Source organism: Mycobacterium sp. 29Ha (genome assembly GCF_032883055.1).
Lineage (GTDB): Bacteria > Actinomycetota > Actinomycetes > Mycobacteriales > Mycobacteriaceae > Mycobacterium > Mycobacterium gallinarum.
The window spans coordinates 86,097-111,648 of sequence record NZ_JAMQTI010000017.1; the positions used below are offsets into that span (position 1 = coordinate 86,097).

The following is a 25,552-nucleotide window of genomic DNA, read 5'->3' on the forward strand; positions in this document are numbered from 1 at the left end:
ATGAGCCGCCCGACTGCGCTGCTGGCCTACGCGCAGCGGCGCGCCACGGCACTGCGGGACAAATACCGTCAGGAAGGCCACTGGTCGGCTCAGCCTGTCGACGTCGTCCGCGCCGCCGCAGAACGACATCCCGAGCGGCTCGCGCTGATAGCTAGGGGACTAGGGCTCACTTATGCCGAACTCGACGCGCGAATCGATGGGGCGTGCAGCAGTTTGGCTGCGATCGGTGTCAAGGCATCGACGCCGGTCCTCGTCGTTGTCGGCAATGACGTGGATTCGGTCGTCGCCGTCCACGCGGCGCTGCGCCTCGATGCCGTGATCCTGTTGGTGCCCCGCAGCGCAGGCGCGACGCAGGTCGCGGACATCATCACGCGCACCGGTGCCGAGTTCGGCGTCGCGCCGAATTGGCCTGCGGCCGAGGGACCGGAGCTGTCGGGCAGGGTGACGTGGATCGCCTCTGACGTCGACGGCACACCGGACGCGGAATACCGATCCGAGCGCGCGGCCCACGAGCCGTGCCTCGTGCTCTACACCTCGGGGACCACGTCGAAGCCGAAGGGCGTAATTCATTCGCTGAGCACGCTGCTCAAGGCCTCGGCCAACTACATTGCGGCGGCCGGACTTACCGACGACGATCGGATCTTCCTCATCAGTCCTCTGGCGTCTGTCACCGGCGTGCTGCAGGGCCTGTTCATCGGGCCGATGCTCGCCGCCCCGGTGATACTGGAGGATCGCTGGGATCCATCGGCGACATGCGAGCTGCTCGTCTCGTCGGGAGCGACCTGGTACGGCGGTCCCGATCGGCTACTGGACCGGGTACTCGACGAGGCGGTGGCACGGAACGCGAGCATTCCGCTGCGAGCGGTGTACCTCGGTGGGACGATGCTGGACCGACGCATCGTGGAACGCGTCGAGGACGAATTCGGCATCATCGTCATGCGCGCGTACGGATCGTCTGAGGTGCCGGTGAGCACATCAGGCCTGCGTAGGGAACCTCGGGACGTGCGCCATGCCGACGACGGGACCGCACTGGCCCATGTGCAGGTACGGATCGGCTCCAGCGGCGATCCCACGGAGTGCTGCATCTGCGGACCGCATACCTTTCTCGGATACACCGATGCGGACGACGATGGGGACGCATTCGACGGCGATTGGTTTCGCACCGGTGATGTCGCGGAACTCGACAACGGGCGGATTCGCATCGTCGGCCGGTTGAAAGACATCATCATCCGAAACGGCCTCAAAATCCCCGCAGCCGAAGTCGAGGAAGCGGTCGCGAAGATCGCGGGAGTCCGTGAATGCGCGGCCTACTCCGTCGCCGACAGCACCACCGGTGAAAGGCTCGCTCTGGCAGTCGTCCTGGACCATTCGGTCGAGATGTCACTGGGGGAGGTCGCCGAGGCGCTCGTAGCTGCAGGCCTACCCAAGTACAAGCTGCCCGAAGAGCTCGTCTTCTGGAACGAACCGCTCCCGCTCAACGCCAACGGCAAAGTCGAGCGCAACAAGCTCGATGAGCGGTCGGCGGGGCGGCCGCGCGCGCTGGCCGACCGCCTCGCCTCTACGACGTGATCAGTCCTTGCCTGCGCTGTTTTGGGCGACCTTGCTCATCTGGGACTGCCAGTCCGATGCGCCGCCGCCGTGATCGTGCTTTGACAGCGCTTGGATGGTGACGTCGTGGCCTTCGGCGGCTTTGCGTAGGGCGCCGACGGTGGCCTGTTCTTTGGTGATGTGGGTGAAGGGATCCCAGTGATACCAGCGCATGGCGTTCTCGTAGGTCATCTTGTTGATCTCGACATCGGGGACGTGGTGCTCTTTGAGGACCTCGTCGAGTTGCTCAGGGGCCCCGGGCCACATCGAATCGCTGTGTGGGTAGTCGGCTTCCCAGCAGATGTTGTCGATGCCGACGTCGTTGCGTAGCTGCACCCCGACGTGATCGGAGATGAAACAGGTCAGGAAGTGATCGCGGAACACCTCCGAGGGTTTCTGGGTGCCGAAGTCCTGACCGGTCCACGTCGAATGCATCTCATAGGTGCGATCGGCACGCTCCAGGAAGTACGGAATCCAGCCGGTGCCGCCCTCGGACAGGGCGATCTTGAGGTCGGGGTATTCCTTGATCGGGCGGCTCCACAACAGATCCGCGGCGGCCTGCACGATGTTCATCGGCTGCAGGGTGATCATCACATCCATCGGGGCGTCGGGGGCGGTGATGGCCAGCCGCCCCGAGGACCCGATGTGCACGTTGAGCACGGTGTCGGTGTCGACGAGTGCATCCCACATCGGCTTCCAGTAATCGAAGTCATGAAAGCTGGGGTATCCCATCGCCGAGGGGTTCTCGGTGAACGTCAACGAGTGCACCCCACGCTTGGCGTTGCGCCGAATCTCGGCGGCGCACGCTTCGGCGTCCCAGATCACCGGCAGCGTCATCGGGATGAACCGCGCCGGATAGGCCCCGCACCACTCCTCGACATGCCAGTCGTTGTAGGCCTGCACCAGCGCCAGGGAGAACTCGTGATCCTCGGTGGCGAACAACCGGCCCGCGAACCCGGGAAACGACGGGAAACACATCGAGCCCAGGATGCCCCCGGCGTTCATGTCCTTGACCCGCTCGTCGACCTTGTAACAGCCCGGCCGGATCTCATCCAGTCCTTGGGGTTCGAGCCCGTACTCCTCTTTCGGGCGGCCCGCGACCGCGTTGAGCGCCACGTTGGGGATCACGATGTCGCGGAACTGCCAGGTATCAGAACCATCGGGGTTATGCACCAACCGCGGCGCCTCATCCAGATACTTCTTCTGCAGATGATTCCTGAACATATCCGGCGGCTCGACAATGTGATCATCAACGCTGATCAGAATCATGTCCTCTTTATTCATTGTCTATTCCTTTCCCATATCCGTGGCCGGTCGGAAGACCGGCACGGTGAAGCCGTCGTCGTCGCGGAAAGCGATCACGAGTTCCATTTCCCCAGTCAGGTTTTCGACCGGGCAGTCTTCGATGATCGTCATCAACCGCGGACCCTCGGCAAGGTCGACCATCGCGACCACGTAGGGGGTGCGGGCGTCGAATGGAGCTGCGTTCTGGTGGACGACGCTCCACGTGTACAGCGTGGCGCGGCCCGAGGCCTGTGTGGGCCGGACATCGGTACTCCAGCAGTGCGGACAGAAGGAGCGTATGTACAACGAGTTGCGTCCGCATGCGGCACAGGCGTTGATCAGCACCCGCCGGTCCTGAATCGCCTGCCACCACTTTTCGCTGTCGGAGTCGACGGTCGGGCGGTTCGGCCCCACGGGAATGTCCATCAGCGCGTCCCCAGAATCATCGTGGCGCTGTGGGAGAAGAAACCCCCCATGGCGTGCACGCATGCCAGGCGCGCATTGCCGACCTGGCTGAGACCACACTCGCCGCGGAGCTGTCGCACCGCCTCTACCAGCAAGAACATCCCTCGCATGCCCGGGTGGCACGACGCCAGCCCGCCACCGTCGGTGTTCGTCGGCAACGCGCCGCCCGGACGCAGCGCACCCGAGGCTATGAACGGGCCGCCCTCACCTTTTGGACAAAAACCGAGATCTTCGACTGTCAACAGCACGGTGGAGGTAAACGAGTCGTAGAGCTGGCAGACGTCGATGTCCGCGGGCGAGACGCCGGCCCGCGCGAACGCTTGCGGGCCTGACACTGCTGCCGCGGAGGTGGTGAAGTCGCGCCACTCACTCATGCTCACATGCGACGTCGCGTCGGCGGCACCGAGAATCCACACCGGTTCCTTGGCGCAGTCCTTCGCGATGGATTCGCTGGCCAGCACTATGGCGCCGCCACCGTCGGTGCGCAGGCACACATGCTTGGACGTGAACGGATCGGCCAGCATGGGCGCAGCGGCGACATCGGCTACCGTGATGCGATCGCGCTCGAATGCGTTGTCGTTCATGGCCGCCCACTCGTGGGCGGCGACAGCGACCTCGGCCAACTGCTCCACCGTCGTGCCGTACTCGATCATGTGGCGTCTGGCGGCCATCGCATACTTGGCGATCAGTGTGGCGCCGTACGGTGCCTCGTACTGCATGGCGCCGCCGGTGCCCATAGCGGCCGCCGAGTTGCGGAGGCGGCGTTTGACGTCCGATCGGGCGGTGGAGCCATACGTCAAGAGTGCGACGTCGATCTCGCCCGCCGCGATGGCAGCGGCGGCGTGGCGCGCCATGACTTCCCACGAAGATCCGCCGACGTTGGTGGCATCGACCCATGCGGGTCGCAATCCCAGATACTCGCTGACTTCGACTGGCGGAAGGAGCGTCCCGTGCGCGCCGAATCCGTCGATGTCGTCCTTCGTCAGACCCGCGTCGGCGATCGCGCGCATGGAGGACTGGGCCATCAGTGCCATGGCGGTCTTGTCGGGCACTCGTCCGCAATCAGACAGCGCGGCGCCAACGATCGCGACCTGGTTCGCTGGCATATCTAATGGTTACCACATCGATAATGGCGTTAACGACTTGATGGAATCCTCGTTCTCAGTCGGCTACCGTGAGTTGGTGCCGAGATCATTACGCGACGCACTGCGCGGCGACGACCTGGTGTTGTGCCTTGCCCTGATGAACGCACGTACGCCCGATGTTCCTGCCATCGCCGCGGCATGCGGATACGACGCGGTCTATGTCGATCTCGAGCACACCTCCACGTCCCTCGAGACCGCTGCCATGCTCTGCGCGAGCGCGCTAGGGGCGGGTATATCGGGGTTGGTGCGGGTACCGTCGCACGACCCAAGTGTGATCGCTCGGGTACTCGACAACGGTGCCGTGGGAGTCATTGTCCCGCATGTTGATTCAAGGGAGGAAGCCGAGACGATCGTCGATGCCGCCCGCTTCCCGCCGAACGGTCATCGATCGATATCGGGACCCAATCCCGTGAGCGGATACGGCGCGCTGCCGGCACCGGAGCTGACCGCTGTGCTGGAACACCGCACAGTGGTCGCGGTGATGATCGAATCTCCCGCCGCGGTCGAGGCGAGCGGTGCCATCGCGGCGGTAAACGGTGTTGACATGATCCTGCTCGGACCTAGCGATCTGACCGCGGAGATGGGCATCCACGGCGACTATGAGAATGAGCATTTCCGCGATGCAGTAGACTCTGTCGCAGCGGCTTGCCGTAAGCACGGCGTGGCGCTCGGAGTTGCCGGAATCAAGTCCGTTGACCTGCTGAAACAGTTTATCGGACTGGGATTGCGATTCATCTCGGCGGGTACGGACGTCGGAATGATGACCGAGGCTGCTACGGCCCGCGCACAAGTCTTGCGGGAGCTCGAACCCGAATAGGAGGACGTATGCCCACCGCGATCTACACCGACCAGGTGACCGACTCGATGGCATGGACCGGGGCCGATTTCACCAGTAAGGAAGACTTCGCTTTCGACCTGTCGGCACGCAATATCGCTGCGCTGGAATCGATTCTGGTCAAGACCTCTCACAAGGATCGAGACGACATCACCCCCGATGACGCGCGGCACCCCGACCTCGACGATGACCTGGCGCGACTGTATCGGGATCTGATGTTCGGCAAGGGACTTGCATGTGTCCGCGGCTTTCCCGTGGAGCAGCACTCGATCGAGGACCTCGAACGCATCTACTGGGCTTTCTGCACGCATCTGGGCTATCTGGTATCCAACAATTCGTTCGGCCACCGCATGGTGCGGGTGCAGGAGGAGATCCTGCCCAACGGCGTTCAACCCGCCCGCGGTACCAAGTCACGAGCGGAGTTGGCGATGCACAACGATGCCGCCGACATCCTCGCCCTGCTGTGCGTCTATCCGGCGGCCGAGGGTGGTGAAAGCCAGTTCGCAAGTGGCCCAGCCGCGCACAACCGGATCCTCGCCGAACGGCCGGATCTGCTAGACGTGCTGTACCAGGGCTTTCCGCACCACCGCCGCAGCGAACAACCCGACGACCAGCCCGACGTCACACCGTATGACGTACCGGTGTTCTCGCAGATCGACGGCCGCATCTGTATCAACTTCACGTACAGCAGCATCCTGCCCGCGATGAAGACCCTCGGCCGCGAGTTCACGCCGGAGCAGGAGGAAGCCATCGAGTTGCTCCGCACCATACTGGTCGAGCAGCAGGTCGAGTTCCGGCTCGAATCCGGTGAAGCGGCGGTGGCCAACAATTTCGCGATGTGCCACTCGCGGTCGGACTTCGTCAGCAGCAATGATCCGAAGAAGGCCCGATGCTTCCTGCGCGCGTGGATGGAGGTGCCGCGAGAGGATCGACGACTGCCGATCGGCCGGGAGTACTTCCACATGGAGAATAAGGACCTCCGGTTGGGCTACGACATTGTCGAGGGCCGCGACGGCACGATCGCGCGCAACGACTACAAGAACGTCGATCCCGCTCTGGCGGACATGTTCAAGGCTGCTCAGGCGAAGCCCAAAGCCAAACAGTGATGAGCGCTTGCGCGAAGAACAGACGGCAATGAGCGTACGGCCGCGACTGGTCTACGAACGATGGACCGATCCCGCCGCCGGGGACATCCTCGAGGTCGCCGACATCGAACTGGTCAATCTGGATCTGACCGCGCCTCCTGAACAGGGTTGGGCCGCATTGGAAACAGCGCACGGCTACCAGGTCGCCACCCGCACCGATGTCGCATCGGTGAACGACGGCGCGCAGTGGCTGGCCGGGCCGGCACTGGTACGACGCTGTCCGCAGCTGCTGGCGGTGTGCTCGGCAGGGGCGGGGTATGACGTCATCGACGTCGAGGCGTGCACGCGGGCGGGAATCGCGGTGTGCAACAACTCGGGCCCCGGCGCGGAGGCAGTCGCCGAACACGCGCTCGGCTTCATGCTCGACCTCGCCAAGAAGATCACCGTCGCCGACCGCGCACTGCGCAGCGGGGCGCTCGGAGACCGACTGGCCCTGATGGGAAGTCAGCTGCTCGGCAAGACGCTCGGTGTCGTCGGGCTGGGCGCTATCGGGAGTCGGCTGGTGGAGTTGTGCGCTCCGTTTGGAATGGAAGTCATCGTCTTCGACCCGTATGTCGACGAGACGACGGCGTCTGAGCGTGGAGTGCAGTTGGTGCGACTCGCCGAGTTGGTCGAGCGGTCGGACTTCGTTCAGGTGACGTGTCCACTGACGACGGAAACGCAGGGTTTGATCGGCAAGGCGCAGTTCTCGGCGATGAAGCCGACCGCATTCTTCATCACAACGGCGCGTGGACCCGTCCACGACGAGACGGCGCTGTACGACGCGCTTGTGGGCGGAGGCATCGCCGGGGCCGGCCTGGACGTGTTCCACGAGGAGCCGCCGCGGCGGGACAACCCGCTGCTGCAACTCGACAACGTCGTCGCCACCCCACACACCGCCGGGATCACCGTCGAGGCTGCGCGCGATATCGCGGTCGCCACCGCTACGCAGTGGCAGACGATCTTTACCGGTGGCATGCCGCCCCGGCTCCTGAATCCCGATGTGTGGCCGCGGTACTGCGAGCGGTTCCACGAGATTCTCGGTTTGCGACCCAGCGCCACAGCAGTTTTGGAGAGAAGAGGCTGACCCGGTGAGCAACTACGACACGATCGAGGTGGAGGTACGGGGTCACACCGCGTGCGTGACGCTGAACCGGCCTGAAGTGCTGAACGCGATCAACGACGAGATGATCGCCGAACTCGCGGTGGCGTACGCGGAGATTGAAAAGTCGCAGGACATCTGGACGATGATCATCACCGGTGCCGGCCGTGCGCTCTGTGTCGGCGCCGACGTGAACAAGGCCGCCGACCACGACATGGAGAACGCGGCGGGCATCGACAATCAAGGCGAACCGATACTGAGCTCGATGCGGCAGTGGGACGCGCCGCAGGAGGCGACACCCCCGTGGATGCAGATGACCAAGCCGATCATCTGCGCCGTCAACGGCATTGCGTGTGGTGCGGGAATGGATCTCGTCACGACAGCAGACATCACGATCGCGTCGGAGCACGCGACGCTGATGGACCCGCATGTGAGTATCGGCGTCGCCTCGGGACGCGAGGGGGTACGGTTGGCGCGCATTCTGCCGCTGCCGGTTGCCATGCGTTTGATTCTCATGGGTAAGCACGAGCGGCTCGACGCTCAGCGCGCCTACGATCTCGGCGTCTTCACCGAGGTGGTCTCCCACGAATCGCTGATGGATCGAGCGTGGGAGATCGCGGAAGTGGTGAATTCGAATGCACCTCTGGCGGTGCGTGGTTCGCGCATGGCGGTCCGAAAGGGCATGAACCTGCCGATTTACGAGGCCGAACTACTCGCCGAGAACTATCGCATGAAGGTGGCGCTGACGAAGGACGCCGTCGAGGGACCGCGAGCCTTCCTCGAGAAGCGCAAGCCAGACTGGAAAGCGCTGTAGTCCACGGCGTGTGCGCGGTTTGCGACGCTCACGCAGCGTGTCGCGGATGAATCCGCACAATCGCGAAGGCTAGGTCATCCCGAAGAAGTTCTTTGCGTTGGTGGACAGCACTTTCCGCTTGGTCTCCTCGTCCAGACCCTCCGTCGCCTTGTTGGCAACGTCCATGCTGTTCGGCCAGTTGGTGTCGTTGTGCGGATAGTCGGTCTCGAACATGAGCTGATCCTCGCCGACGAGGTCGAGGATGCGGAACGCCACGGGGTCGCCGAATGTGGAGAACCACACGCGTCCGGGCACCTGGCTGCTCGGCGGCTCAGTCAGAAGCGGATGGACGCCACCCCAGGCCCGCCGGTCTTCCCAGACCTCGTCGACGCGTTGCAGGTAATAGGGAATCCAGCCGGCCTGGGCCTCGGCGAACGCAATCTTGAGTTTGGGGAACTGCTTGAGTTTGGCAGAGAACAGCCAATCGACCAGGGCGATGGTGCAGTTCACCGCCATCAGCGCGCTCGTCACGACATGCGGAGCGTCCGGGGACGACTTCGTCAGCGAGGAGCTCGAACCGATGTGCAGCATTATGCCGACCTGGTTGCGTTCGCACGCCGCGAAGAACGGGTCCCAGTAGCCGCTGTGGATGGACGGCAGGTCGAGGCGTGCGGGTAACTCCGAGAAGCACACGGCGCGCATTCCCTTGGCGGCGACTCGTTCAACTTCTTTTGCGGCCAGGTCGACATCCCACAGCGGAATGATGCCAAGCGGAATCAGCCGACCGTCGGACCCGGCGCCCCACTCGTCTATCTGAAAATCGTTGTAGGCCTGGACGCAGAGCAATGCGAGCTCTTTGTCCTTGCCGTACAGAAATCGTTGGCCGCAGAAGCGAACCAGGGTGTTGGGGAAACACGCCGAGGCTTCGATGCCGCCGATGTCCATGTCGGCGAGCCGGTCCGCGGGCCGATAGCAACCGGGACGCATCTCGTCGTAGGTGATCGGGTCGGTGGTGAGTTCGTCGATTTCGTAGCCGGCCGCCGCACTGATGAGCGGGATCGGGATGATCGCATCCTCGTAGTGCCAGATGTCGGCGTCCCGACCATTCTCGTCGTCGACGAACGCAACATCCGACGTGACACTGGGATCCATGCGCCCGCGGTGCCGAACGATCCTCGGCCCGACCTCCCGATAGCGTTCCGGCAGTCGGCTGGTCCACAGATCGGCCGGCTCCACGAGGTGGTCGTCGGGAGAGACGATGAGGATATCTGCGGTCAAGGCTGCACTCCTTCGAGGATGAACTGCGGCTTCAGCTTGCAGAACTTTGATTCCCGCTAGCGAGAATGGTCATTTCCAGAGTAGCGCATGGGACCGCCGCCATGCGCCTGGTCTACCTACACGTGTAGGTAGATCCCACACCCTGAGCGGGGAACGAGTATTCTCGTGTGCATCATGACTGCTAAGAAGCGTGCCGGCCGGGACCCAGACGCCGGACTGGAACTCGTAGACAATGACATCGAGCTGTCGGGCAGCTGGCAGGAGCGGACGATCGAGCGCCGGCTCAGCCAGGCGCGGGCCCGCGCGTTGGCGCGGAGCTCACGCTTTCTGGCCGCGGCCCTGGAGTTGGTCGAGGAGTCGGGGAAAGCCGACTTCACGATCCAGACGCTGATCGACCGGTCAAACCTGAGCCTGCGCGCGTTCTATCAGCACTTCGCGGGCAAGGAAGAATTGTTGTTGGCGCTGTACGAGAACGCGACGAGCCAGTTCATCGAAGCGATACGGCATGAGGTCGCCGCCGCGAACGGTCCGATGGAGCAGCTCGAGGCGTTCTGCCGTGGCTTCCTGTCCCGCGCCGAGTCGTCCGAGGCCATCGGTGGTCGGGTCATGACGATCTACAACCTGAGTCTGGAAATCGAACGGCCGGCGGACTTTGCGAAGATCTGGGAGCCGCACCAGAAGCTGCTGACCAAGATTCTTACCTCCTGTTCGCGTGCCGGGTTGGTTCGCAAGGACCTGACGCCAGCGCAGTTGACGACGCTACTCAATTCGACGTTGATCGCACTCGCTCAGATCGGTGTATTCCACCTCGGCGTCAAGGGGGCCGAGCTCACCGAGGATCAGTTGTGGGCGTGGTGCCTACAGGCGCTCACGCCGCCGGCGGGCGCGAAGCCGAGGTCTGCGAGCACGAAGGCGGCGCCCAAGAAGGCCGCCGCACGGAAGCCGCGCAAACTAACGGGGTAGGCCGAGCCCGCGCTGGGCGATGATCGTCCGTTGCACCTCGCTCGTGCCGGCGTAGATGGTGGTCCCCAACGAGAACCGCATGAGGTGCTCGAAGCGACCCTGCTCTGGCGCGGTTGGCTCGAAGTAGCTACGCACCGCGTCGGGGCCGACCATCTCGACGATGTCCTGGGCGGCGCGGGCCAGTGACTCTGTGCTGAAGACTTTGGACATCGGTCCTTCCGCCACCGGGATCTGTCCTTCCTCCGTCATCCAGACACAGCGATGCTGCAGCAGCATCGAAACCTCGTTCTCCATCGCGACACGCGCGAGACGCCTCCGCACGTCGTCCTTATTGATGGGAGGCGAACCGTCTGGTGCACGGGTGGTCTGGGCCCACTGCTCGGCATGGTGGAGCAATCGTGCGATATGCGGGCCCCATCCGGAAGCGTGCTCGTCCTGCAGTGACAATCCCAAGACCTGCCAGCCAGCGTCGACGTCACCGATACGCCACTCGTCGCTGATGCGAACATCGCTGTAAAAGGTGATGTTGGTGCGCTCACCAGAAAGCGTCCAGACCGCCTGGGCCTCGAACCCATCGACATCGAGGGGCACGAGAAACATGGTGAGCCCTTGGTGCTTCGGCTTCTCGGGGCTGGTGCGCGCTAACAAGAACACGTAGTCGGCAATGTGCCCGTTGGTGGTGAACATCTTCGAGCCGTTGATGACCCAATCGTCACCGTCGCGCACGGCTTTGGTGGTCGCCGCCGCGACGTCGGAGCCGCACTCCGGTTCGGTGAACCCGAGGGCGATCGTGATGTCGCCGTTCATCGCGCCAGCGAGGATGCGGTCGCGCATCACGGGTGTGCCGACCTCACGGATTATCGACGCCACCATACGGGTGGTCTCCGATAAGTACACCGGCGCATCGGCGCGCATGAGTTCCTCTTTGAGGACTTGGTCCTCCCAGGCGCCGCTGCTGCGGCCGCCGTACTCAGAAGGCCAGCCCGGTGCGAAAAGCCCTTTTTCGACAAGCCCTTTGGCGAAGTCGTCATCGTGTGCGACCCCGCTGCGGTAGATGCGCTCCTCGACCTCCGGGGTCAACACGTCCTGCAGGTGGGCGCGGAGGGCGTCACGAAACGCCTCGGCATCGGGGGCCAGTCGAAAGTCCATCGTATGAACCAATCTGTCGTCGCACATGCCGAAAACGATGCCGGCGGTAATGCTACTCTCAATTGTGAGAGTAACCGTATCCGCATGTGAGGGAACTGAGTAGGTTGGACCTGAACCTCGCGGACGAACAACGACAGCTTGTCGATTCGTTCGCCGCCATATACGCGCGCGAGTCGACATCCGAGCGCGTGCGCGCCGCGGAGCCCTCGGGTTTCGATCCGAAGTTGTGGAGGGCACTGCTGGAGACCGGTGTGGTGGAGATGGCTGTCGCTGAAGCCGCAGGAGGTTGGGGCGCAGCAGAGATCGACCTGGCGCTGATCGCCGAACCGTTCGGGCGGGCCGTCGCATCGGCCCCCGTCATCGAGAGTCAGGTGGCCGCCCGACTGCTCGCGGCATGCGGAGACGTGGGTTCCGAACTCCTCGGACAGGCAATGCGAGGTGACAAGCTCGTCACCTTTGCGCCGCGGGCGGGTGCAGGCGATTCGCTGAGGCTGGTGCCCGCCGGAGCCGTCGCGGATGCAGTCCTAGCGTTCGTCGACGAGCGCGTTGTTGCGGTCTCCGGCAACTGCCAACCCGTTCAAAATCTCGGCTCGCTACCCCTTGCGGATATCACCTTTGATGACGTGAAGATTCTCGCCGAGGGACCAGACGCGGGACGGTTGTTCACGGCTGCGGTGGACCTGTGGCTTACGTTGACCGCTGCCGCGCTCGCCGGTGCGGCCAAGAAGGCCGTCGAAATGGGTGTCGAGTACGCCAAGCAGCGCCACGCATTCGGCAGCGCGATCGGATCATTCCAAGCCGTCTCCCATCCGCTGGCCGACAGCGCCACGGCGGCCGACGGCGCGCGGCTGCTGGCGCTCAAGGCGGCGTGCGCGTTCGCCGACGAGCCCGACCGTGTCAGTGAGCTGGCCGCGATGGCATTCGCTTTCGCGTATGAGACCGCCCGCGACGCAACGAATCGCAGTCTGCACATTCACGGCGGATACGGATTTGGTATGGAAGGCGACATCCAGCTGTACTACCGGAGAACACGGGGGTGGGCGATGGTGTACGGCGAGCCGTCGGTCGCGCTGGACCGCGTTGCGGACGCGCGCTACGGAGCCGTCGCGGGCTGACTCGCTATCTGGGAGTCAGGACAGCGAAGCTCAACGTCGCCCGTGCGGCCAACCGGTCTTCGCCGACGTCTGTCACATCGACCGCGACAACGATCGTGCGTCGACCCGCCCGTACCAAGGTGGCGGTGGCGCGCGCAGGCCCTTCGACGATCGGAGCCAGGAAGTGGATGGTCATGTCCGCGGTGCTCGCGCCCGCTCCCTCGCCCGTGTACTTGATCGCGAGCCTGCCCCCGGCCACGTCGATGAGTGTGGCGACCAATCCGCCCTGGAGCGCACCGCGAATGTTCACCAGATCCGCCCGGTTCTCCAGGTCGACGACCACGGTGTCATCGGAATCGACGACGTCGAAGAACGGCAGCTGTGCGAACAGGTGGTCGGGGATGGTCACCTGCATCGGGCGTGGTGTCATGACTCCACTCTGACTTGGTCCTTGACCGACAGGACGATCGGGGGCGCGGTTCGCCAGTCGGGTACACCGTTCTCCGGTCCAGCTACGGCACGCCTGTCATCGCGGACGCCGACCCAATGCGAGTGGTTGAGCTGGTGCAGCGTGAAGCACGATTGCAGCGAGTTGTAGAAGCCCATGTTGTCGACGGTCTGGTTGACCGATTCCTTGATCAAGAGCGCGGCCATGGTTGGCACTTCACCGATGCGACGGGCCATATCCAGCGTGCGGTCGGCCAATTCGTCACGCCTGAACACCTTGCTCACCATGCCGAGCCGATGTGCCTCGTGGATGTCGATGGCATCACCGGTGAGCATGAGCTCCTTGGCCTTTCGTGGACCGAACTCCCACGGGTGGCCGAAGTACTCCATGCCGCACATGCCAAGCCGGGTGCCGACGACATCGGCGAAACGCACCTCTTCGCTGCCGACGATGAGGTCGCACGCCCACATCAGCATCAGGCCCGCCGAGAACACGTCGCCGTGCACCTGCGCGATGGTGATCTTGCGCAGGTTGCGCCACCGCAGTGTGTTCTGGAAGAAGTAGTGCCACTCCTGCAGCATGATCTTCTCGGAGCCCTCCCGGGTGCCGCCGTTGATCGCCGCGGTCGGATGCTGATCGGGGCCCGGGCGAAACTCCGCGCTGGCCTGCTTCGAGCCGATGTCGTGGCCGGACGAGAACATCTTTCCCTCGCCGGCGAGGATCACCACCCGCACAGTGTCGTCGGCCTCGGCGCGTCCGAACGCCTCGTCGAGCTCGACAAGCATGCCGCGGTTCTGGGCGTTCCGCTGTTCGGGCCGGTTCAACGAGATGCGCACGATCATGCCGTCGTCGAAGGTCTCCCACTTCAGGAATTTGTAGTCGCTCACGGGGCTCCTCCAGGTTCTGCAGTACGGTAATGGTGTTACCGAAATATGAGAAGATATGTTCTCACAGTTCGGAAAGCACAGTCGGGAAGGGTGCACATGACCGTACGTCAGCCCAGGCCGCGGGTGATCCTGTGGGGACCCGGACAAGTCGGGGTCGGTGCTCTACGGGCACTCATTGCACACCCCGGTCTGGACCTCGTCGGGGTCGTCGTATACGCCGAGGCCAAGGACGGCAAGGACGCCGGTGACCTATGCGGAATGCCTGCGACCGGAGTCATCGCGACCCGCGACATCGACGCCGCGCTGTCGACCGACGCCGATGTGGTCGCGTACTTCGCGTCGGGTGATTACCGCTATCGCGAGGCGGCCGAGGACATCGCCCGCTGTCTTCGGGCAGGCAGGAACGTCGTCTGCACCTCGCTGGTGCCGATGTGCTACCCACCTGCCGCCGACCGGGAGACCGTCGACCTCATCCGGACGGCGTGCGAGGAGGGGGGCAGCAGTTTCTTCAACAGTGGTGTCGATCCCGGCTGGGCGAACGATGTCATCGCGTTGACGATGACGGGTTTCTCCAGCCGCGTCGACACCATCACCATGCTCGAGATCCTCGACTACGGCCCGATCAACCAGCCCGAGATCATGTTCGACTTCATGGGCTTTGCGCACCCACCGGATCATCCCGCACCGCTGTTCGACACCGAACGTCTTGCCGCCCTGTGGGCGCCGACCGTGCACCTGGTCGCCGACGGTGTCGGTCTGCCGTTGGACCGCGTCGAGACGACGATCGAAAAGTGGTTGGCCACAGAACGTTACGAGGTCGCGTCGGGCTGGGTCGAGCCGGGCACCATGGGTGGCATGCGATTCAAGCTCGCGGGGATGGTCGACGGTGAAGAGCGCGTTGTGCTGGAACACGTCACACGCATGGGCGAGGGCTCGGCCCCGGACTGGCCACGGCATCCGTCGCCGCACGGTGGCTACCGCGTGATCGTCGACGGGCTGCCGACCTACACCGTGGACATCGAGATGCATGGCCGCGGAAACAATATGCGCGGCCTGACCTATGCCACCGTCATGCGCGAGCTGAACGCCATTCCGGCAGTCATGGCCGCACCGCCGGGCCTGTTGTCGACACTCGACCTGCCGCTGGTCACGGGTCCGGTGCGCGGTGGTACGTGGCGAGGTGTGCTACCGCGGACGGGGAACGCATGAGCCGTCAAGAGGTGCCGCGGGTCTCCGATGACCTGTGGACGGTGATGAATTCGGCGACCGCCGTCCGGAGGTATCGCACCGAACCCGTACCCGATGACGTGCTGGAGAAGTGCCTGCTGGCGGCGTCGTGGGCGCCGTCGGGTGGGAACGGTCAGCCGTGGCGATTCGTCGTCATCCGTAGTCCGGAACTTCGTGGGGTGATCACCGCTGCCGCTCGGCGGACATGGGAGGTGATGAAGGAGTTCTATCGGCTGCCCCCGGTCGCAGAGGATGCTGACGACCCGAAGTCGCGTGTCCTTCGAGCCATGGCCGAACACATGGAGGTCGGCGGTGGCGCCCCGGAACTCGTGTTGTTCTGCGTCCAGCCCCAGCGAGGGACCACCGAAATGCAGCAGGCCGGGTCGATATTTCCCGCCGTCCAGAACTTCTTGCTCGCCGCGCGTGCCCAGGGTCTCGGGGCGGCCATCACCTTGTGGCACGGTCACTGCGAAGCGGAACTGCGCGCATCCATCGGCATCCCGGATGACTGGAAGATCGCGACGTTGTTGACGATCGGCTGGCCGGCCGGAGGGCACCACGTGGTGTCCCGTAGACCGTTGGCAACGGCAGCGGTGATAGACACGTGGGAAACCCCTTGGTCCCATGAATGAGGCGTAACAGTGCGCACACCCGAACTCTCCTTGTACTTGACGACATACTCCGACGCTCCCCAGCACGACTGGCGCGCGACGCTGCAACTGGCGCAGGCGATGGATGCCGCCGGCGTCGACCGGCTCGTGGTGTCCGACCACCTCGTTTTCGGGGAGAACCTGGACGCGTATGCAGATCCATCCCTCGGCGGCCAGGCGGGCGGTAAGCAGCCGACCGGACCCGACGGCGCATGGCTGGAACCGCTGATCGTGTTGACCGCGATCGCGGCCGTAACGACCCGCATCAGGCTCGGCACCGCAATCCTGCTGGCGGCGCTGCGGCGGCCGGCGGTCCTGGCCAAGCAACTCGCCACCCTGGACGCGATTTCCGGTGGTCGAGTGGATCTGGGCGTCGGAGTCGGTTGGCAGCGCGAGGAGTACGAAGCAGCGGGTTTGTCGTTCAAGGATCGCGGACGTCTACTCGACCACACGCTCGAGGTCTGCCAGGCCCTCTGGACGCAACAGCGGGCGTCCTACGATTCAGCTGAGCTCAGCTTCGATGGCATCCACCAGATGCCCAAACCGGTGCAACCAGGCGGTGTTCCGCTGTGGATCAGCGGAACCGTCAACAACGCCGTGGCACGCCGGATCGCACGCTTCGGAAGCGGGTGGATCCCGTGGGGTTCGGCCTATGCGGACATCCCGGGTGCGATCGCTGCGATGAAGGACAAGATCGTCGAGTTCGGTGGCGACCCCACCGATCTGCAGGTGCAGGGAGTCGCGCGCGTCGTGAAGGGTGACGACGGATCGATCGACTATGCGGCTTCCGCCGCCGCTGTTCCCGCCCTGGTCGAGGCAGGTGCCACCGACGTCCGGTTCCCGGCATCGCTGACCGCCGACCCCGATCGGGCGCTCGAGGTCATGTCGTCTCTCGTCGAGGCGTTCCGCGACGCCACGCGCTGATCGGCCAGGCGAAACCCATGCAGCTTCGCGATCATGTCGGATCGACGAAACCCGCTGTCGTGCTTCACCCTTCCGGAGTGGTCGTGACATTCACCGAATTGGAGGCGCGGGCGAACCGGCTCGCTCATTTTCTCCGCCGCGCCGGACTGAGGGCCGGCGACACCGTCGCCATCCTGATGGAGAACAACGAACACATACACGCCGCGATGTGGGCGGCGAGGCGCAGCGGGTTCTACTACACGTTGGTCAACACGCATCTCTTCGCGTCTGAGATCGCCTACATCGTGAGCGACAGCGGCGCCAAGGCTGTCATTTCGTCATCGGCGATGCGGCCAGTCTGCGAGGAGCTGCCGATCGAATCGCTCGCCGTTGCGGTGATCGTCGATGACGAACTCGACGGTTGGCAGCGCTACCCGGAGTGTGTGGCCACCGAGGCCTCGACACCGATCGTCGATGAGTGCGACGGGCTGTTGCTGCAGTACTCGGCGGGCAGCACGGGGCGCCCCAAGGGAATTCGGCGTCCGCTGAGCTCTGCGCGCGCAACCCTGTCGACACCGGTGTTCGAAGCCCTCGGCGTGAGCGAGGATTCGGTGTACCTGAGCCCCGCACCGACTTATCACACGGCGCCCGCGATGTGGACGATGGCCGCGCAGGCTGTCGGCGCGACGACGGTGGTCATGGAACGCTTCGATGCCGAACAGGCGCTGGAAAGTATTGAGCGGTACGGCGTCACGCACGCTCAGTTCGTACCGTCGATGTTCGTCCGGATGTTGCGCCTGCCCGAGGAAACGCGGCGGACCTACGACTTGTCGAGCCTGCTGCGCGTCGTCCACGCCGCGGCACCATGTCCGCCGGCGATCAAGCGCCAGATGATCGACTGGTGGGGTCCGATTGTTGACGAATACTACGGATCATCGGAAGGTGCGGGCATCTCGTTCATCCGCGCCGAGGAATGGCTCGAGCGGCCCGGGTCGGTCGGCAAGCCGATGCTCGGGGTGCCGCACATTCTCGACGAAGGTGGTGCCGAGCTGCCGACGGGCCAGGTCGGCGAAGTCTATTACGAGGGCGGCTATCCGTTCGAATACCTCAATGATCAAGTTAAGACAGCGGATTCGCGCAGTGCCGAGGGTTGGGTCACGGTCGGCGACGTCGGATACGTCGACGATGACGGCTATCTTTATCTCACCGACCGCCGCAACCACATGATCATCTCCGGCGGCGTCAACATCTATCCGCAGGAGACGGAGAACATGTTGATCAGCCATCCGCTCGTGGTCGATGCGGCGGTTTTCGGAATTCCAGACGACGTCATGGGTCAATCCGTCAAAGCCGTGGTCCAACTGAACGATCCCGCCCGCGCGGACGACGCTCTTGCCGACGACCTGATCGCCTGGCTGCAAGACCGGCTGGCCCACTACAAGTGTCCCCGGTCCATCTCGTTCGAGCCGAACCTTCCCCGCACGGATGCTGGAAAGTTGTACAAGCAGCAGCTGATCGACAAGTACGCGGCTACAGGATCTCGTTGATGTCGTTCTTCAACGCCTCGGCATCAGTGCCGAACACCGCCTGAACACTGTTGCCGACCTCGACGACACCCGCAGCGCCGAGTCTCTTCAGGCGGGCTTGGTCCACTTTGTCCTTGTCGGAAACCTCCACGCGCAGGCGGGTGATGCAGGCGTCCACGTTGACGAGGTTGTCCCGTCCGCCGAACGCCGCGATGACCTGCTCGGCCTTGCTGTCCGTCCTGGCGGGCGCGGTCAACGTGGCGGTGGCGCCGCTCGCCGACACCGCAGTCGAAGAATCGGCGCCCTCGCCGAGGTTGGCTTGTTCCTCCGCCTCGAACTCGCTTTCCGGTTCACGTCCCGGCGTCCGCAGGTTCCACTTCGTGATTGCGAACCGGAACAACACGTAGTAGACGACGAAGAAGACCAACCCCATGCCGATCAGCAGGGGAATGTTCTTCGCCGCGGGAGCGGTGCCGTACAGCAGCAGATCGATGAGACCGGCCGAGAACGAGAAACCGAGGTGAATGTCGAGCAGGTAGGCGACGGCCAGCGACAGCCCGGTGAGCACCGCGTGAATGATGTAGAGCGGGAACGCCACGAACATGAACGCGAACTCGAGGGGTTCGGTCACGCCGGTCAGGAACGCCGTCAGTGCCGCGGCAGCCAGGATGCCGACCGCGACCTTACGTTGCTTCTTGTTCGCGACGTGGATCATCGCGAGCGCTGCGGCGGGCAGCCCGAACATCAGGATGGGGTAGAAGCCCGAGGTGAGGATGCCGGCAGTCGGATCGCCCGCGGCGAATCGGGTCAGTTCGCCGGTGACGGCTTCGCCGCCGGGCGGCTGGTAGTCGCCGTAGAGGAACCAGATGTAAGAGTTCGGGATGTGGTGTAGACCGAACGGGATGAGCATGCGGTTGGCGAACCCATACACAAAGGCACCGAAGGCGCCCGCGCCACCGATGAACTCGCCGAGGCTGGTCAGCCCTGCGTCGAAGATCGGATAGAAGTAGCTCATCGCGAAGGCGATGAACAGGCTCGCCAGCGACACCACGATCGGAACGAACCGCCTGCCGCCGAAGAAGCCGAGGTAGGACGGCAGCTGGATGGTGTGATAGCGGTCGAAGAGCCATGCCGTCACCAGGCCGATCACGATGCCGGCGAACACGCTGTAGTTGATCTGGGCCTGCTCGCCCGCCTTGTCCAGCTCACCGGCCAGGACGATCGGTGACATGGTCTTGAAGACCGCCTCCATCACCAGGTAGCCGACGACGGCCGACAGTGCTGTGGAACCGTCGGCTTTCTTGGCGAAACCGATCGCCACACCCACGGCGAACAGCAGCGGCAGGTTGCTGAAGAGGGCATCGCCCGCCGCGCTCATGGCCTTGAAGAAGTCGCCGATGACGGGGGTTTCGATTCGGCCCAGCAGGTCGGGCTGACCGAGCCGAAGCAGGATGCCTGCCGCGGGAAGGACCGCGATCGGCAGCATCAGGCTCTTGCCCAGGCGCTGCAGCTGCGCAAATCCTGGGAAGCGAAGACCCGACTTCGCCTGTGTACCGGCGGGTTTCGATGGGCCGCTCATCTCGTCCAGACCTCCTCTGCCCCGATCGCGCAAGCCGTCAAAGCTCAGCGGAAGCTTAGAGGAAACGCCGAAGCCCAGCCTCTCTTTCCGGCACGCTCGTATTGTTGGTGCGCACGAGCAGAAGGAGTCTCGACGTGGGTACGACTCAGGTTTTCGCGCCGGTCGGCGGCCGGGCAGTTCCGCTCACCGAAGTGCCCGATCCGGTGTTCTCGGCAGGCATGGTGGGCCACGGTGCGGCTGTCGACCCTCCGCACGAGATGATCGAGGCGGTCGCGCCGGTCAGCGGGAAATTGCTGAAACTCATGCCGCACGCCTACATCGTCATGACGCCGGACAACGTCGGCGTGCTGGTCCACCTCGGCCTGGACACCGTTCAACTGAAGGGCGACGGCTTCACCGCCCATCTGAGCCAAGGTGACAGTGTCACCGCCGGCCAGGTGGTCATCACCTATGACGTCGCGTCGGTCGTGGCGAAAGGCCTCAATCCGATCGTCCCCGTCGTCGTGATGGACGAACGCGAACCGGACAATGTGGTCCCTGCCGAAGCGGTTCTCGAGGGTGCGCAGATTCCCTCCGGGACAAAACTTTTCATCGCGAACAAATAGATGGAAGTCATCATCCTGCAGGATGCCGCCGAGATCGGCGCCGTCGGGTCCGACGCGGTGGTCGCGCTGCTCGATCGAAAACCGGATGCAGTACTGGGTCTGGCCACCGGATCATCGCCGCTGGCGATCTACGACGAACTCGCGCGTCGCTGCGACAGCGGCACGGTCTCCTTCCGTGAGGCACGCGGTTTCACGCTCGACGAGTACGTCGGCCTGCCCGCCGATCATCCGCAGCGCTATCGCAATGTCATCGACGAGGTCTTCGTCTCCAAAGTCGACTTCGCCCCCCGCGCCGTACATGGACCCGATGGGCTCGCCGCCGACATCACCGCCGCGTGCGCGGAGTACGAGGCTGCCATCCGTGACGCCGGCGGTGTCGATTTGCAGATCCTCGGTATCGGCACGGATGGCCACATCGCGTTCAATGAGCCCGGTTCCTCGTTGGGGTCGCGCACTCGCATCAAGACCCTGACCAGACAGACCCGGATTGACAATGCCCGCTTTTTCGGCGGTGATGTCGACGCGGTGCCGACCCATTGCCTTACGCAGGGGCTGGCGACCATATTGGAGGCGAGTCACCTGATTCTGGTGGCGACGGGCCGGCAGAAGGCAGAAGCCGTGCATCAGCTCGTCGAAGGCCCGGTCAGCGCGATGTGGCCCGCGACGATCTTGCAGCTACACCCGCATGTCACGGTGCTGTTGGACGGCGCGGCGGCCCAACGACTCCAGCTCGTCGACTACTACCGCGAGACCTACCGATCCAAGCCGGTATGGCAGGACATCTGAGTGCTGCTTACCGCCGACACGCTACTTACGGGCCGAGAACTGTTGCGGCCGGGATGGATTGACGTATCCGATGCACGCGTCGGCGCCGTCGGGGCGGGTACACCGCCACGTCCGGCGGACCGAGATCTCGGCGCTGTCACGGTGGTGCCGGGTTTCGTCGACACGCATGTCCACGGCGGGGGAGGGACGAACTTCTCGGCGGCCCTGCGCACGGATACGTCCACGGCTGTCGACTTTCATCGTAGGCACGGCACCACCACGCTGGTCGCGTCGTTGGTCACGGCCGCCCCCGATGACTTACTGCATCAGGTAACCGGATTGGCAGCTGATGTCCGTGACGGCCTGCTCGACGGAATTCACCTCGAGGGTCCGTGGCTCTCGACGGTGCGGTGCGGTGCCCACCAGCCCGCCCTGATGCGCGACCCCGACCCTGAGGAGATCGACCGCGTACTGAAGGCCGCCGCGGGGACCATACGCATGATCACGATCGCGCCCGAACGTGAAGGGGCACGTGCGGCGATAGAGCGGATCGTCGACGCGGGAGTAGTGGCCGCGGTGGGACATACAGACGCGACCTACGACCAGACCCGCGCGGCGATCGAGGCGGGTGCGACGGTGGCCACGCACCTGTTCAACGCGATGCGTCCGATCAACACCCGCGAAGCCGGCCCGGTCATCGCGCTTCTGGAAGACTCCCGTGTGACCGTCGAACTGATCACCGACGGTGTGCACGTCGACCCCGCGCTCTACCGACATGTTTCGCACAGCGCGGGGCCCGATCGGGTGTCACTGATCACCGACGCGATCTCGGCGGCAGGAATGAGCGACGGTGCCTATCAGCTCGGTCCGCTGGAAGTCGACGTCGTGGACGGAGTGGCGCGCGTGTCCGGAACGCCGACCATCGCGGGCAGCACTGCGACCATGGACCATCAGTTCCGCTTCGCCGTGCAGCACAGCGGGCTTGGTCGTGACGAGGCGTTGATGGCCGCGGTGCGTCAAGCGTCGATCAACCCGACGCGCGCACTTGGCCTTCCTGACTCGGGCCTTGTCGCCCGTGCCTCCGCTGATCTGGTGGTGCTCGACGCCGACCTCATGGTGGTCGGCGTGCTGCGTCGAGGATCGTGGGTGTTCGAAGCAGAGACGGGCAATTGACGTGGTCAACGCGCGTCCGCTGATCGACTCATACCCGCTGTACCTCGACGGCCAGTGGGTGGAGCCGCAGGCGGGCCGATATGACGACATCTCGCCGGCCACCGAAGAAGTGATCGCCCGGGCTCCGGACGCAGGCCTGGCGGACGTCGACGCCGCGATCTCCGCTGCGCGGCGCGCATTCGACTCGGGGCCATGGGCACACGCGTCGGCAGAGAACCGGGCACGATGCCTGACGCAGTTGGGCGCCGCGCTCACCGAGCACGCCGACGAGCTTTTCGCGCTTTCGCAGTCCGAGTGGGGTTGTCTGGCCAACGAGCGGGCGATCCAGATCGACGCACCGGCGTTGACCGCGAACCGTTCCGGTGAACTCGCCACGCAGCTCACCGACGAGACCATCAGCGCGGACGGAGCGGCCAGCACCACGCTGCTTCGGTACGAGCCGCAGGGAGTCGTCTCGATCCTGACCCCATGGAATTTTCCGCACAGCCTCAACGTGATGAAGGTCTGCCGGGCGCTGGCCGCCGGCAACACCGTGGTGCTCAAGCCGTCGCCGCTGACCCCGATCGCCGGCTTGGCGCTGGCTCGAATCATCGATGAGCACACCGATATTCCGCCAGGGACCGTCAATGTCGTGACGCCGAGCGGCATTGAGGCAAGCAAGCTGTTGACGACCGACCCGCGGATCGACATGGTGAGCTTCACCGGCAGTTCGGCCGTCGGCAGGGAGATCATGGCCGCCGCAAGCACGACCATGAAGCGCATCCTTCTCGAGTGCGGCGGCAAGTCGGCGGTCGTTCTCCTCGACGATGTCGAGGTGACCGACGAACTGCTGGAACGCCTGCTGTTCGAGGCCTGCTCGTTGCATGCAGGCCAGGCATGCATCCTGCAGAGCCGACTGCTGCTGCCCGCACCGCTACACGATGAGGTCGTCGACGGGCTCGTCGAACTGGTCGGACGCGTAAAAGTCGGTGATCCAACGGATCCCGAGACACAGATGGGCCCGCTCATCAGTCGGGCTCAATTGGCGAGAGTTGCGGCTCACGTCTCCGCGGCAATCGACGAAGGTGCCACCGTGGTGGCGGGCGGCCGACGCCCGCCGGGCCGGGACAAGGGCTTTTACTTCGAGCCGACGATCTTGACCGGCGTCACTCCGGACTCGGTGATCGCCCAGGAAGAAGTGTTCGGGCCAGTGCTATCGGTGCTGCGCTACACCGACGACGACGATGCGGTCGCGATCGCCAACAACTCGCAGTACGGACTCTCGGGCGCGGTCTGGGGAAGCGACATCGACCGCGCGTTCGCCGTGGCCGGCCGCGTTCGCACCGGGCAGATTGCCGTGAACGGTTGTGGCCCAGGCGATGCCCCGTTCGGCGGATTCAAACAGAGCGGATTGGGCCGGGAAGGCGGCGGACTCCGCGGGCTGCACGCCTACATGGAGCAAAAGGCCATCGGCCTTCCCACGCGCTGAACGCTTAGCGCGTGGCCACCTGCGACCAATAGCGACTCTCCCGTTCGGTCATCTCGTTGGACGTGATGGCGCCAAACGCAGCGGCGTCGCGCGCGAACCGCGCAGACGCTTCGGGGAGTGCGTCGGGGCCTTCGAGCCGGAAACAGCTCGGCGCGAGCGGACCGAACAGCAATGCTCTGCGCAGATTCGGCCAGTCCTCCAGTTGCGGCTCCACACCGGCTGCGCGCGCAAAGGCCACTGCCACCAGGTTCATCCGGGTCTTCTGGGACAGTCCGCGTCTCGCGCGGTAGCCGGCGATCGCCTCACGCTGCGCTCTCTCGTCGAATGGCGGCGCGGTACCGCCCCACGTGTAGGCGACCCAGCGGGCCTGAAGTTCCAGCGGCACGAAGTATCCACCGGACTGATCCCACATGCCCACCATCGCCAGGCCCGGAAGGTCAGGATGGAAGGTGAAACGGTCGGAGTCCAGGTGCACCGCGTCGACGTCGAAAATGGTGCGGATGTCGTCGCTGAGAAACGGCAGATCCAGTGCGAACCCCGTCCCGAACAGAAGCCCGTCGAATTCCTCGACGTGTCCGTCTTCGAAGCTCACGTTCGTCCCGTCGATCTTCGTCATCCACGGCCGCACGGAAATTCGGCCTTCGGCGACCAATGGGAGATACCCCTGGTTGAGGGTGACACCGGCGGCGAACAGTGAAGAGTTCGGTGCCGGCGCACCGTACTGCTCGGGGCTTCCGTTGGCTTCGACCACGATCTCCTTGAGTTGGCGCTCGACCTCGGCCGGTCGAAGGGTCTCATTCGCCAAGGCGCCGTATCGCGTGAAGATCCGGTGGTCGGACGGGACGCCTGCGGCGAATTTCGGAAGGACATAGCGTTGCTTTCGCTGGGTGACGACGACGCGCGTGGCGCCGAGTCGTGCGAGTTCCGTGGCGATGTCCAGGGCGCTGACCGCGCAGCCCGCCACCAGAACGCGCTTACCCACGTAGGGATTCGCTCCCCGATAGTCGAACGTCGACATCGCGCCTGCGGAGCCGGTGAACGTCTCGACGCCAGGAACGTCGGGGATTGCGGGGGACCGAAACCTGCCGGATGCCAACACCACCCGGTCGAACGGCTCTTCGCCTCCGTCATGTGTTACGCGCCAACGGGTGTCGATACGGCTGACGTGGTTCACCTGCCGTCCAAACCGGATCCGTGCCCTGAGACCGAACATGTCGGCGTACCGGTTCAGGTAGGCGAGGACGTCGCGGTTGGACAGGAACGTCTGGTCGCCGTCGTGCTCCAGGTCGCTGAAGGCCGTCAACACGCGACTGGTGTTGGTGTACATGGCCGGCCACACACCGCTGAAACCCGGCAGACCGGTCCACTGCCCGCCCAGCTGAGGTTGCTGCTCGAAGATCGTCGGCTCGAACCCCTGCGAGCACAGCCACCGTGCCGTGACGAGCCCCCCGGGCCCGGCGCCGATCACCGCAACGGTTTCGGTCATCTGACGGCGACCCGAA

At 64.4% G+C, this 25,552-nt stretch carries 24 protein-coding genes; 15 read left to right on the top strand and 9 right to left on the bottom strand.

Annotation, left to right across the window (positions count from 1 at the left end; translation table 11 throughout):
- Positions 1-51 precede the first annotated feature (51 nt).
- A complete protein-coding gene (locus M1248_RS21590; protein ID WP_410506713.1) occupies positions 52-1,569 on the top strand; it encodes a class I adenylate-forming enzyme family protein in 1,518 nt (505 codons plus the stop codon).
- Here the strand turns inward: M1248_RS21590 and M1248_RS21595 are convergent, their stop codons facing one another.
- The 3 genes from M1248_RS21595 to M1248_RS21605 are packed head-to-tail and all read right to left on the bottom strand — an operon-like array spanning position 1,570 to position 4,442.
- Positions 1,570-2,871: an amidohydrolase family protein gene (locus M1248_RS21595; RefSeq protein ID WP_317149669.1), complete on the bottom strand. Its 1,302-nt coding sequence runs from the start codon at positions 2,869-2,871 to the stop codon at positions 1,570-1,572.
- Positions 2,872-2,874: 3 nt separating this feature from the next.
- A complete protein-coding gene (locus tag M1248_RS21600) occupies positions 2,875-3,297 on the bottom strand; it encodes a Zn-ribbon domain-containing OB-fold protein (protein WP_317149670.1) in 423 nt (140 codons plus the stop codon).
- A complete protein-coding gene (locus tag M1248_RS21605; protein WP_317149671.1) occupies positions 3,297-4,442 on the bottom strand; it encodes an acetyl-CoA acetyltransferase in 1,146 nt (381 codons plus the stop codon). Before M1248_RS21605 ends, M1248_RS21600 begins: the two co-directional genes overlap by 1 nt.
- 40 nt (positions 4,443-4,482) lie before the next feature.
- Here M1248_RS21605 and M1248_RS21610 point away from each other — a divergent pair, with 40 nt between their 5' ends.
- From M1248_RS21610 to M1248_RS21625, 4 genes are read left to right on the top strand one after another with little or no spacing between them, the layout of a single operon-like run.
- Complete coding sequence (locus M1248_RS21610; protein ID WP_163725205.1) at positions 4,483-5,298, top strand: HpcH/HpaI aldolase family protein; 816 nt, start codon at positions 4,483-4,485, stop codon at positions 5,296-5,298.
- An 8-nt stretch (positions 5,299-5,306) separates the two neighbouring features.
- The gene (locus M1248_RS21615; protein WP_163725209.1) at positions 5,307-6,422 is read left to right on the top strand and encodes a TauD/TfdA family dioxygenase; all 1,116 of its coding nucleotides are present in this window, start codon (positions 5,307-5,309) and stop codon (positions 6,420-6,422) included.
- Between the two features lie 28 nt (positions 6,423-6,450).
- Positions 6,451-7,527 (top strand): hydroxyacid dehydrogenase, encoded by a 1,077-nt coding sequence (locus M1248_RS21620; protein ID WP_317149672.1) that lies wholly within the window; start codon positions 6,451-6,453, stop codon positions 7,525-7,527.
- A 4-nt stretch (positions 7,528-7,531) separates the two neighbouring features.
- Positions 7,532-8,356: an enoyl-CoA hydratase/isomerase family protein gene (locus M1248_RS21625; protein WP_317149673.1), complete on the top strand. Its 825-nt coding sequence runs from the start codon at positions 7,532-7,534 to the stop codon at positions 8,354-8,356.
- A gap of 69 nt (positions 8,357-8,425) precedes the next feature.
- On the opposite strand, the gene M1248_RS21630 is transcribed toward M1248_RS21625, so the two are convergent.
- A complete protein-coding gene (locus tag M1248_RS21630) occupies positions 8,426-9,613 on the bottom strand; it encodes an amidohydrolase family protein (RefSeq protein WP_317149674.1) in 1,188 nt (395 codons plus the stop codon).
- Positions 9,614-9,787: 174 nt separating this feature from the next.
- Between M1248_RS21630 and M1248_RS21635 the strand changes: the two genes are divergently transcribed.
- The gene (locus M1248_RS21635) at positions 9,788-10,576 is read left to right on the top strand and encodes a TetR/AcrR family transcriptional regulator (protein ID WP_163725223.1); all 789 of its coding nucleotides are present in this window, start codon (positions 9,788-9,790) and stop codon (positions 10,574-10,576) included.
- Here the strand turns inward: M1248_RS21635 and M1248_RS21640 are convergent.
- Positions 10,565-11,725, bottom strand: coding sequence for an acyl-CoA dehydrogenase family protein (locus M1248_RS21640; RefSeq protein WP_163725226.1), 1,161 nt, complete (start codon positions 11,723-11,725; stop codon positions 10,565-10,567). The genes M1248_RS21635 and M1248_RS21640 overlap by 12 nt on opposite strands.
- Positions 11,726-11,829: 104 nt before the next feature.
- Here M1248_RS21640 and M1248_RS21645 point away from each other — a divergent pair, with 104 nt between their 5' ends.
- Complete coding sequence (locus M1248_RS21645) at positions 11,830-12,840, top strand: acyl-CoA dehydrogenase (protein WP_163736818.1); 1,011 nt, start codon at positions 11,830-11,832, stop codon at positions 12,838-12,840.
- A gap of 4 nt (positions 12,841-12,844) precedes the next feature.
- On the opposite strand, the gene M1248_RS21650 is transcribed toward M1248_RS21645, so the two are convergent.
- Entirely contained in the window at positions 12,845-13,234 is a 390-nt protein-coding gene (locus M1248_RS21650) for a PaaI family thioesterase (protein WP_163736816.1), read from the bottom strand.
- Between the two features lie 11 nt (positions 13,235-13,245).
- The gene (locus M1248_RS21655) at positions 13,246-14,154 is read right to left on the bottom strand and encodes an enoyl-CoA hydratase (RefSeq protein WP_163725229.1); all 909 of its coding nucleotides are present in this window, start codon (positions 14,152-14,154) and stop codon (positions 13,246-13,248) included.
- A gap of 123 nt (positions 14,155-14,277) precedes the next feature.
- Here M1248_RS21655 and M1248_RS21660 point away from each other — a divergent pair, with 123 nt between their 5' ends.
- From M1248_RS21660 to fadD4, 4 genes are read left to right on the top strand one after another with little or no spacing between them, the layout of a single operon-like run.
- The gene (locus tag M1248_RS21660; protein WP_163736821.1) at positions 14,278-15,363 is read left to right on the top strand and encodes a dihydrodipicolinate reductase; all 1,086 of its coding nucleotides are present in this window, start codon (positions 14,278-14,280) and stop codon (positions 15,361-15,363) included.
- Positions 15,360-16,013, top strand: coding sequence for a nitroreductase family protein (locus tag M1248_RS21665; RefSeq protein WP_317149675.1), 654 nt, complete (start codon positions 15,360-15,362; stop codon positions 16,011-16,013). Before M1248_RS21660 ends, M1248_RS21665 begins: the two co-directional genes overlap by 4 nt.
- A gap of 9 nt (positions 16,014-16,022) precedes the next feature.
- On the top strand, positions 16,023-16,955 hold the full coding sequence (locus M1248_RS21670; RefSeq protein WP_317149676.1) for a TIGR03619 family F420-dependent LLM class oxidoreductase: 933 nt from the start codon (positions 16,023-16,025) through the stop codon (positions 16,953-16,955).
- 17 nt (positions 16,956-16,972) lie between these two features.
- Positions 16,973-18,481 (top strand): fatty-acid--CoA ligase FadD4, encoded by a 1,509-nt coding sequence (fadD4, locus tag M1248_RS21675; protein WP_317149677.1) that lies wholly within the window; start codon positions 16,973-16,975, stop codon positions 18,479-18,481.
- Here fadD4 and M1248_RS21680 read toward each other — a convergent pair.
- Entirely contained in the window at positions 18,465-20,039 is a 1,575-nt protein-coding gene (locus M1248_RS21680) for a PTS transporter subunit EIIC (RefSeq protein WP_163725238.1), read from the bottom strand. The two genes, fadD4 and M1248_RS21680, sit on opposite strands and share 17 nt — an antisense overlap.
- 134 nt (positions 20,040-20,173) lie before the next feature.
- Here M1248_RS21680 and M1248_RS21685 point away from each other — a divergent pair, with 134 nt between their 5' ends.
- From M1248_RS21685 to M1248_RS21700, 4 genes are read left to right on the top strand one after another with little or no spacing between them, the layout of a single operon-like run.
- Positions 20,174-20,644: a PTS glucose transporter subunit IIA gene (locus M1248_RS21685; RefSeq protein WP_317149678.1), complete on the top strand. Its 471-nt coding sequence runs from the start codon at positions 20,174-20,176 to the stop codon at positions 20,642-20,644.
- Positions 20,645-21,430 carry a glucosamine-6-phosphate deaminase gene (gene nagB / locus M1248_RS21690; RefSeq protein ID WP_317149679.1) on the top strand — a complete coding sequence of 262 codons (786 nt, stop codon included), beginning with the start codon at positions 20,645-20,647 and terminating at the stop codon, positions 21,428-21,430.
- A complete protein-coding gene (gene nagA / locus M1248_RS21695) occupies positions 21,431-22,582 on the top strand; it encodes an N-acetylglucosamine-6-phosphate deacetylase (RefSeq protein ID WP_317149680.1) in 1,152 nt (383 codons plus the stop codon). It begins immediately after the preceding gene.
- Between the two features lies 1 nt (position 22,583).
- Positions 22,584-24,050, top strand: a complete 1,467-nt coding sequence (locus M1248_RS21700; protein ID WP_317149681.1) for an aldehyde dehydrogenase family protein — start codon at positions 22,584-22,586, stop codon at positions 24,048-24,050.
- Positions 24,051-24,054: 4 nt separating this feature from the next.
- Here the strand turns inward: M1248_RS21700 and M1248_RS21705 are convergent, their stop codons facing one another.
- Entirely contained in the window at positions 24,055-25,536 is a 1,482-nt protein-coding gene (locus M1248_RS21705; RefSeq protein ID WP_317149682.1) for a flavin-containing monooxygenase, read from the bottom strand.
- Positions 25,537-25,552: the final 16 nt, after the last annotated feature.

What these genes read in the sequence shown, in the direction of transcription:
- M1248_RS21595 (WP_317149669.1), bottom strand. Translation starts at nt 2,871, where the DNA reads ATGAATAAAGAGGACATGATTCTGATCAGCGTTGATGATCACATTGTC.
- M1248_RS21600 (WP_317149670.1), bottom strand. Translation starts at nt 3,297, where the DNA reads ATGGACATTCCCGTGGGGCCGAACCGCCCGACCGTCGACTCCGACAGC.
- M1248_RS21605 (WP_317149671.1), bottom strand. Translation starts at nt 4,442, where the DNA reads ATGCCAGCGAACCAGGTCGCGATCGTTGGCGCCGCGCTGTCTGATTGC.
- M1248_RS21610 (WP_163725205.1), top strand. Translation starts at nt 4,483, where the DNA reads ATGGAATCCTCGTTCTCAGTCGGCTACCGTGAGTTGGTGCCGAGATCA.
- M1248_RS21615 (WP_163725209.1), top strand. Translation starts at nt 5,307, where the DNA reads ATGCCCACCGCGATCTACACCGACCAGGTGACCGACTCGATGGCATGG.
- M1248_RS21620 (WP_317149672.1), top strand. Translation starts at nt 6,451, where the DNA reads ATGAGCGTACGGCCGCGACTGGTCTACGAACGATGGACCGATCCCGCC.
- M1248_RS21635 (WP_163725223.1), top strand. Translation starts at nt 9,788, where the DNA reads ATGACTGCTAAGAAGCGTGCCGGCCGGGACCCAGACGCCGGACTGGAA.
- M1248_RS21640 (WP_163725226.1), bottom strand. Translation starts at nt 11,725, where the DNA reads ATGGACTTTCGACTGGCCCCCGATGCCGAGGCGTTTCGTGACGCCCTC.
- M1248_RS21650 (WP_163736816.1), bottom strand. Translation starts at nt 13,234, where the DNA reads ATGCAGGTGACCATCCCCGACCACCTGTTCGCACAGCTGCCGTTCTTC.
- M1248_RS21665 (WP_317149675.1), top strand. Translation starts at nt 15,360, where the DNA reads ATGAGCCGTCAAGAGGTGCCGCGGGTCTCCGATGACCTGTGGACGGTG.
- fadD4 (WP_317149677.1), top strand. Translation starts at nt 16,973, where the DNA reads ATGCAGCTTCGCGATCATGTCGGATCGACGAAACCCGCTGTCGTGCTT.
- M1248_RS21680 (WP_163725238.1), bottom strand. Translation starts at nt 20,039, where the DNA reads ATGAGCGGCCCATCGAAACCCGCCGGTACACAGGCGAAGTCGGGTCTT.
- nagB (WP_317149679.1), top strand. Translation starts at nt 20,645, where the DNA reads ATGGAAGTCATCATCCTGCAGGATGCCGCCGAGATCGGCGCCGTCGGG.
- M1248_RS21705 (WP_317149682.1), bottom strand. Translation starts at nt 25,536, where the DNA reads ATGACCGAAACCGTTGCGGTGATCGGCGCCGGGCCCGGGGGGCTCGTC.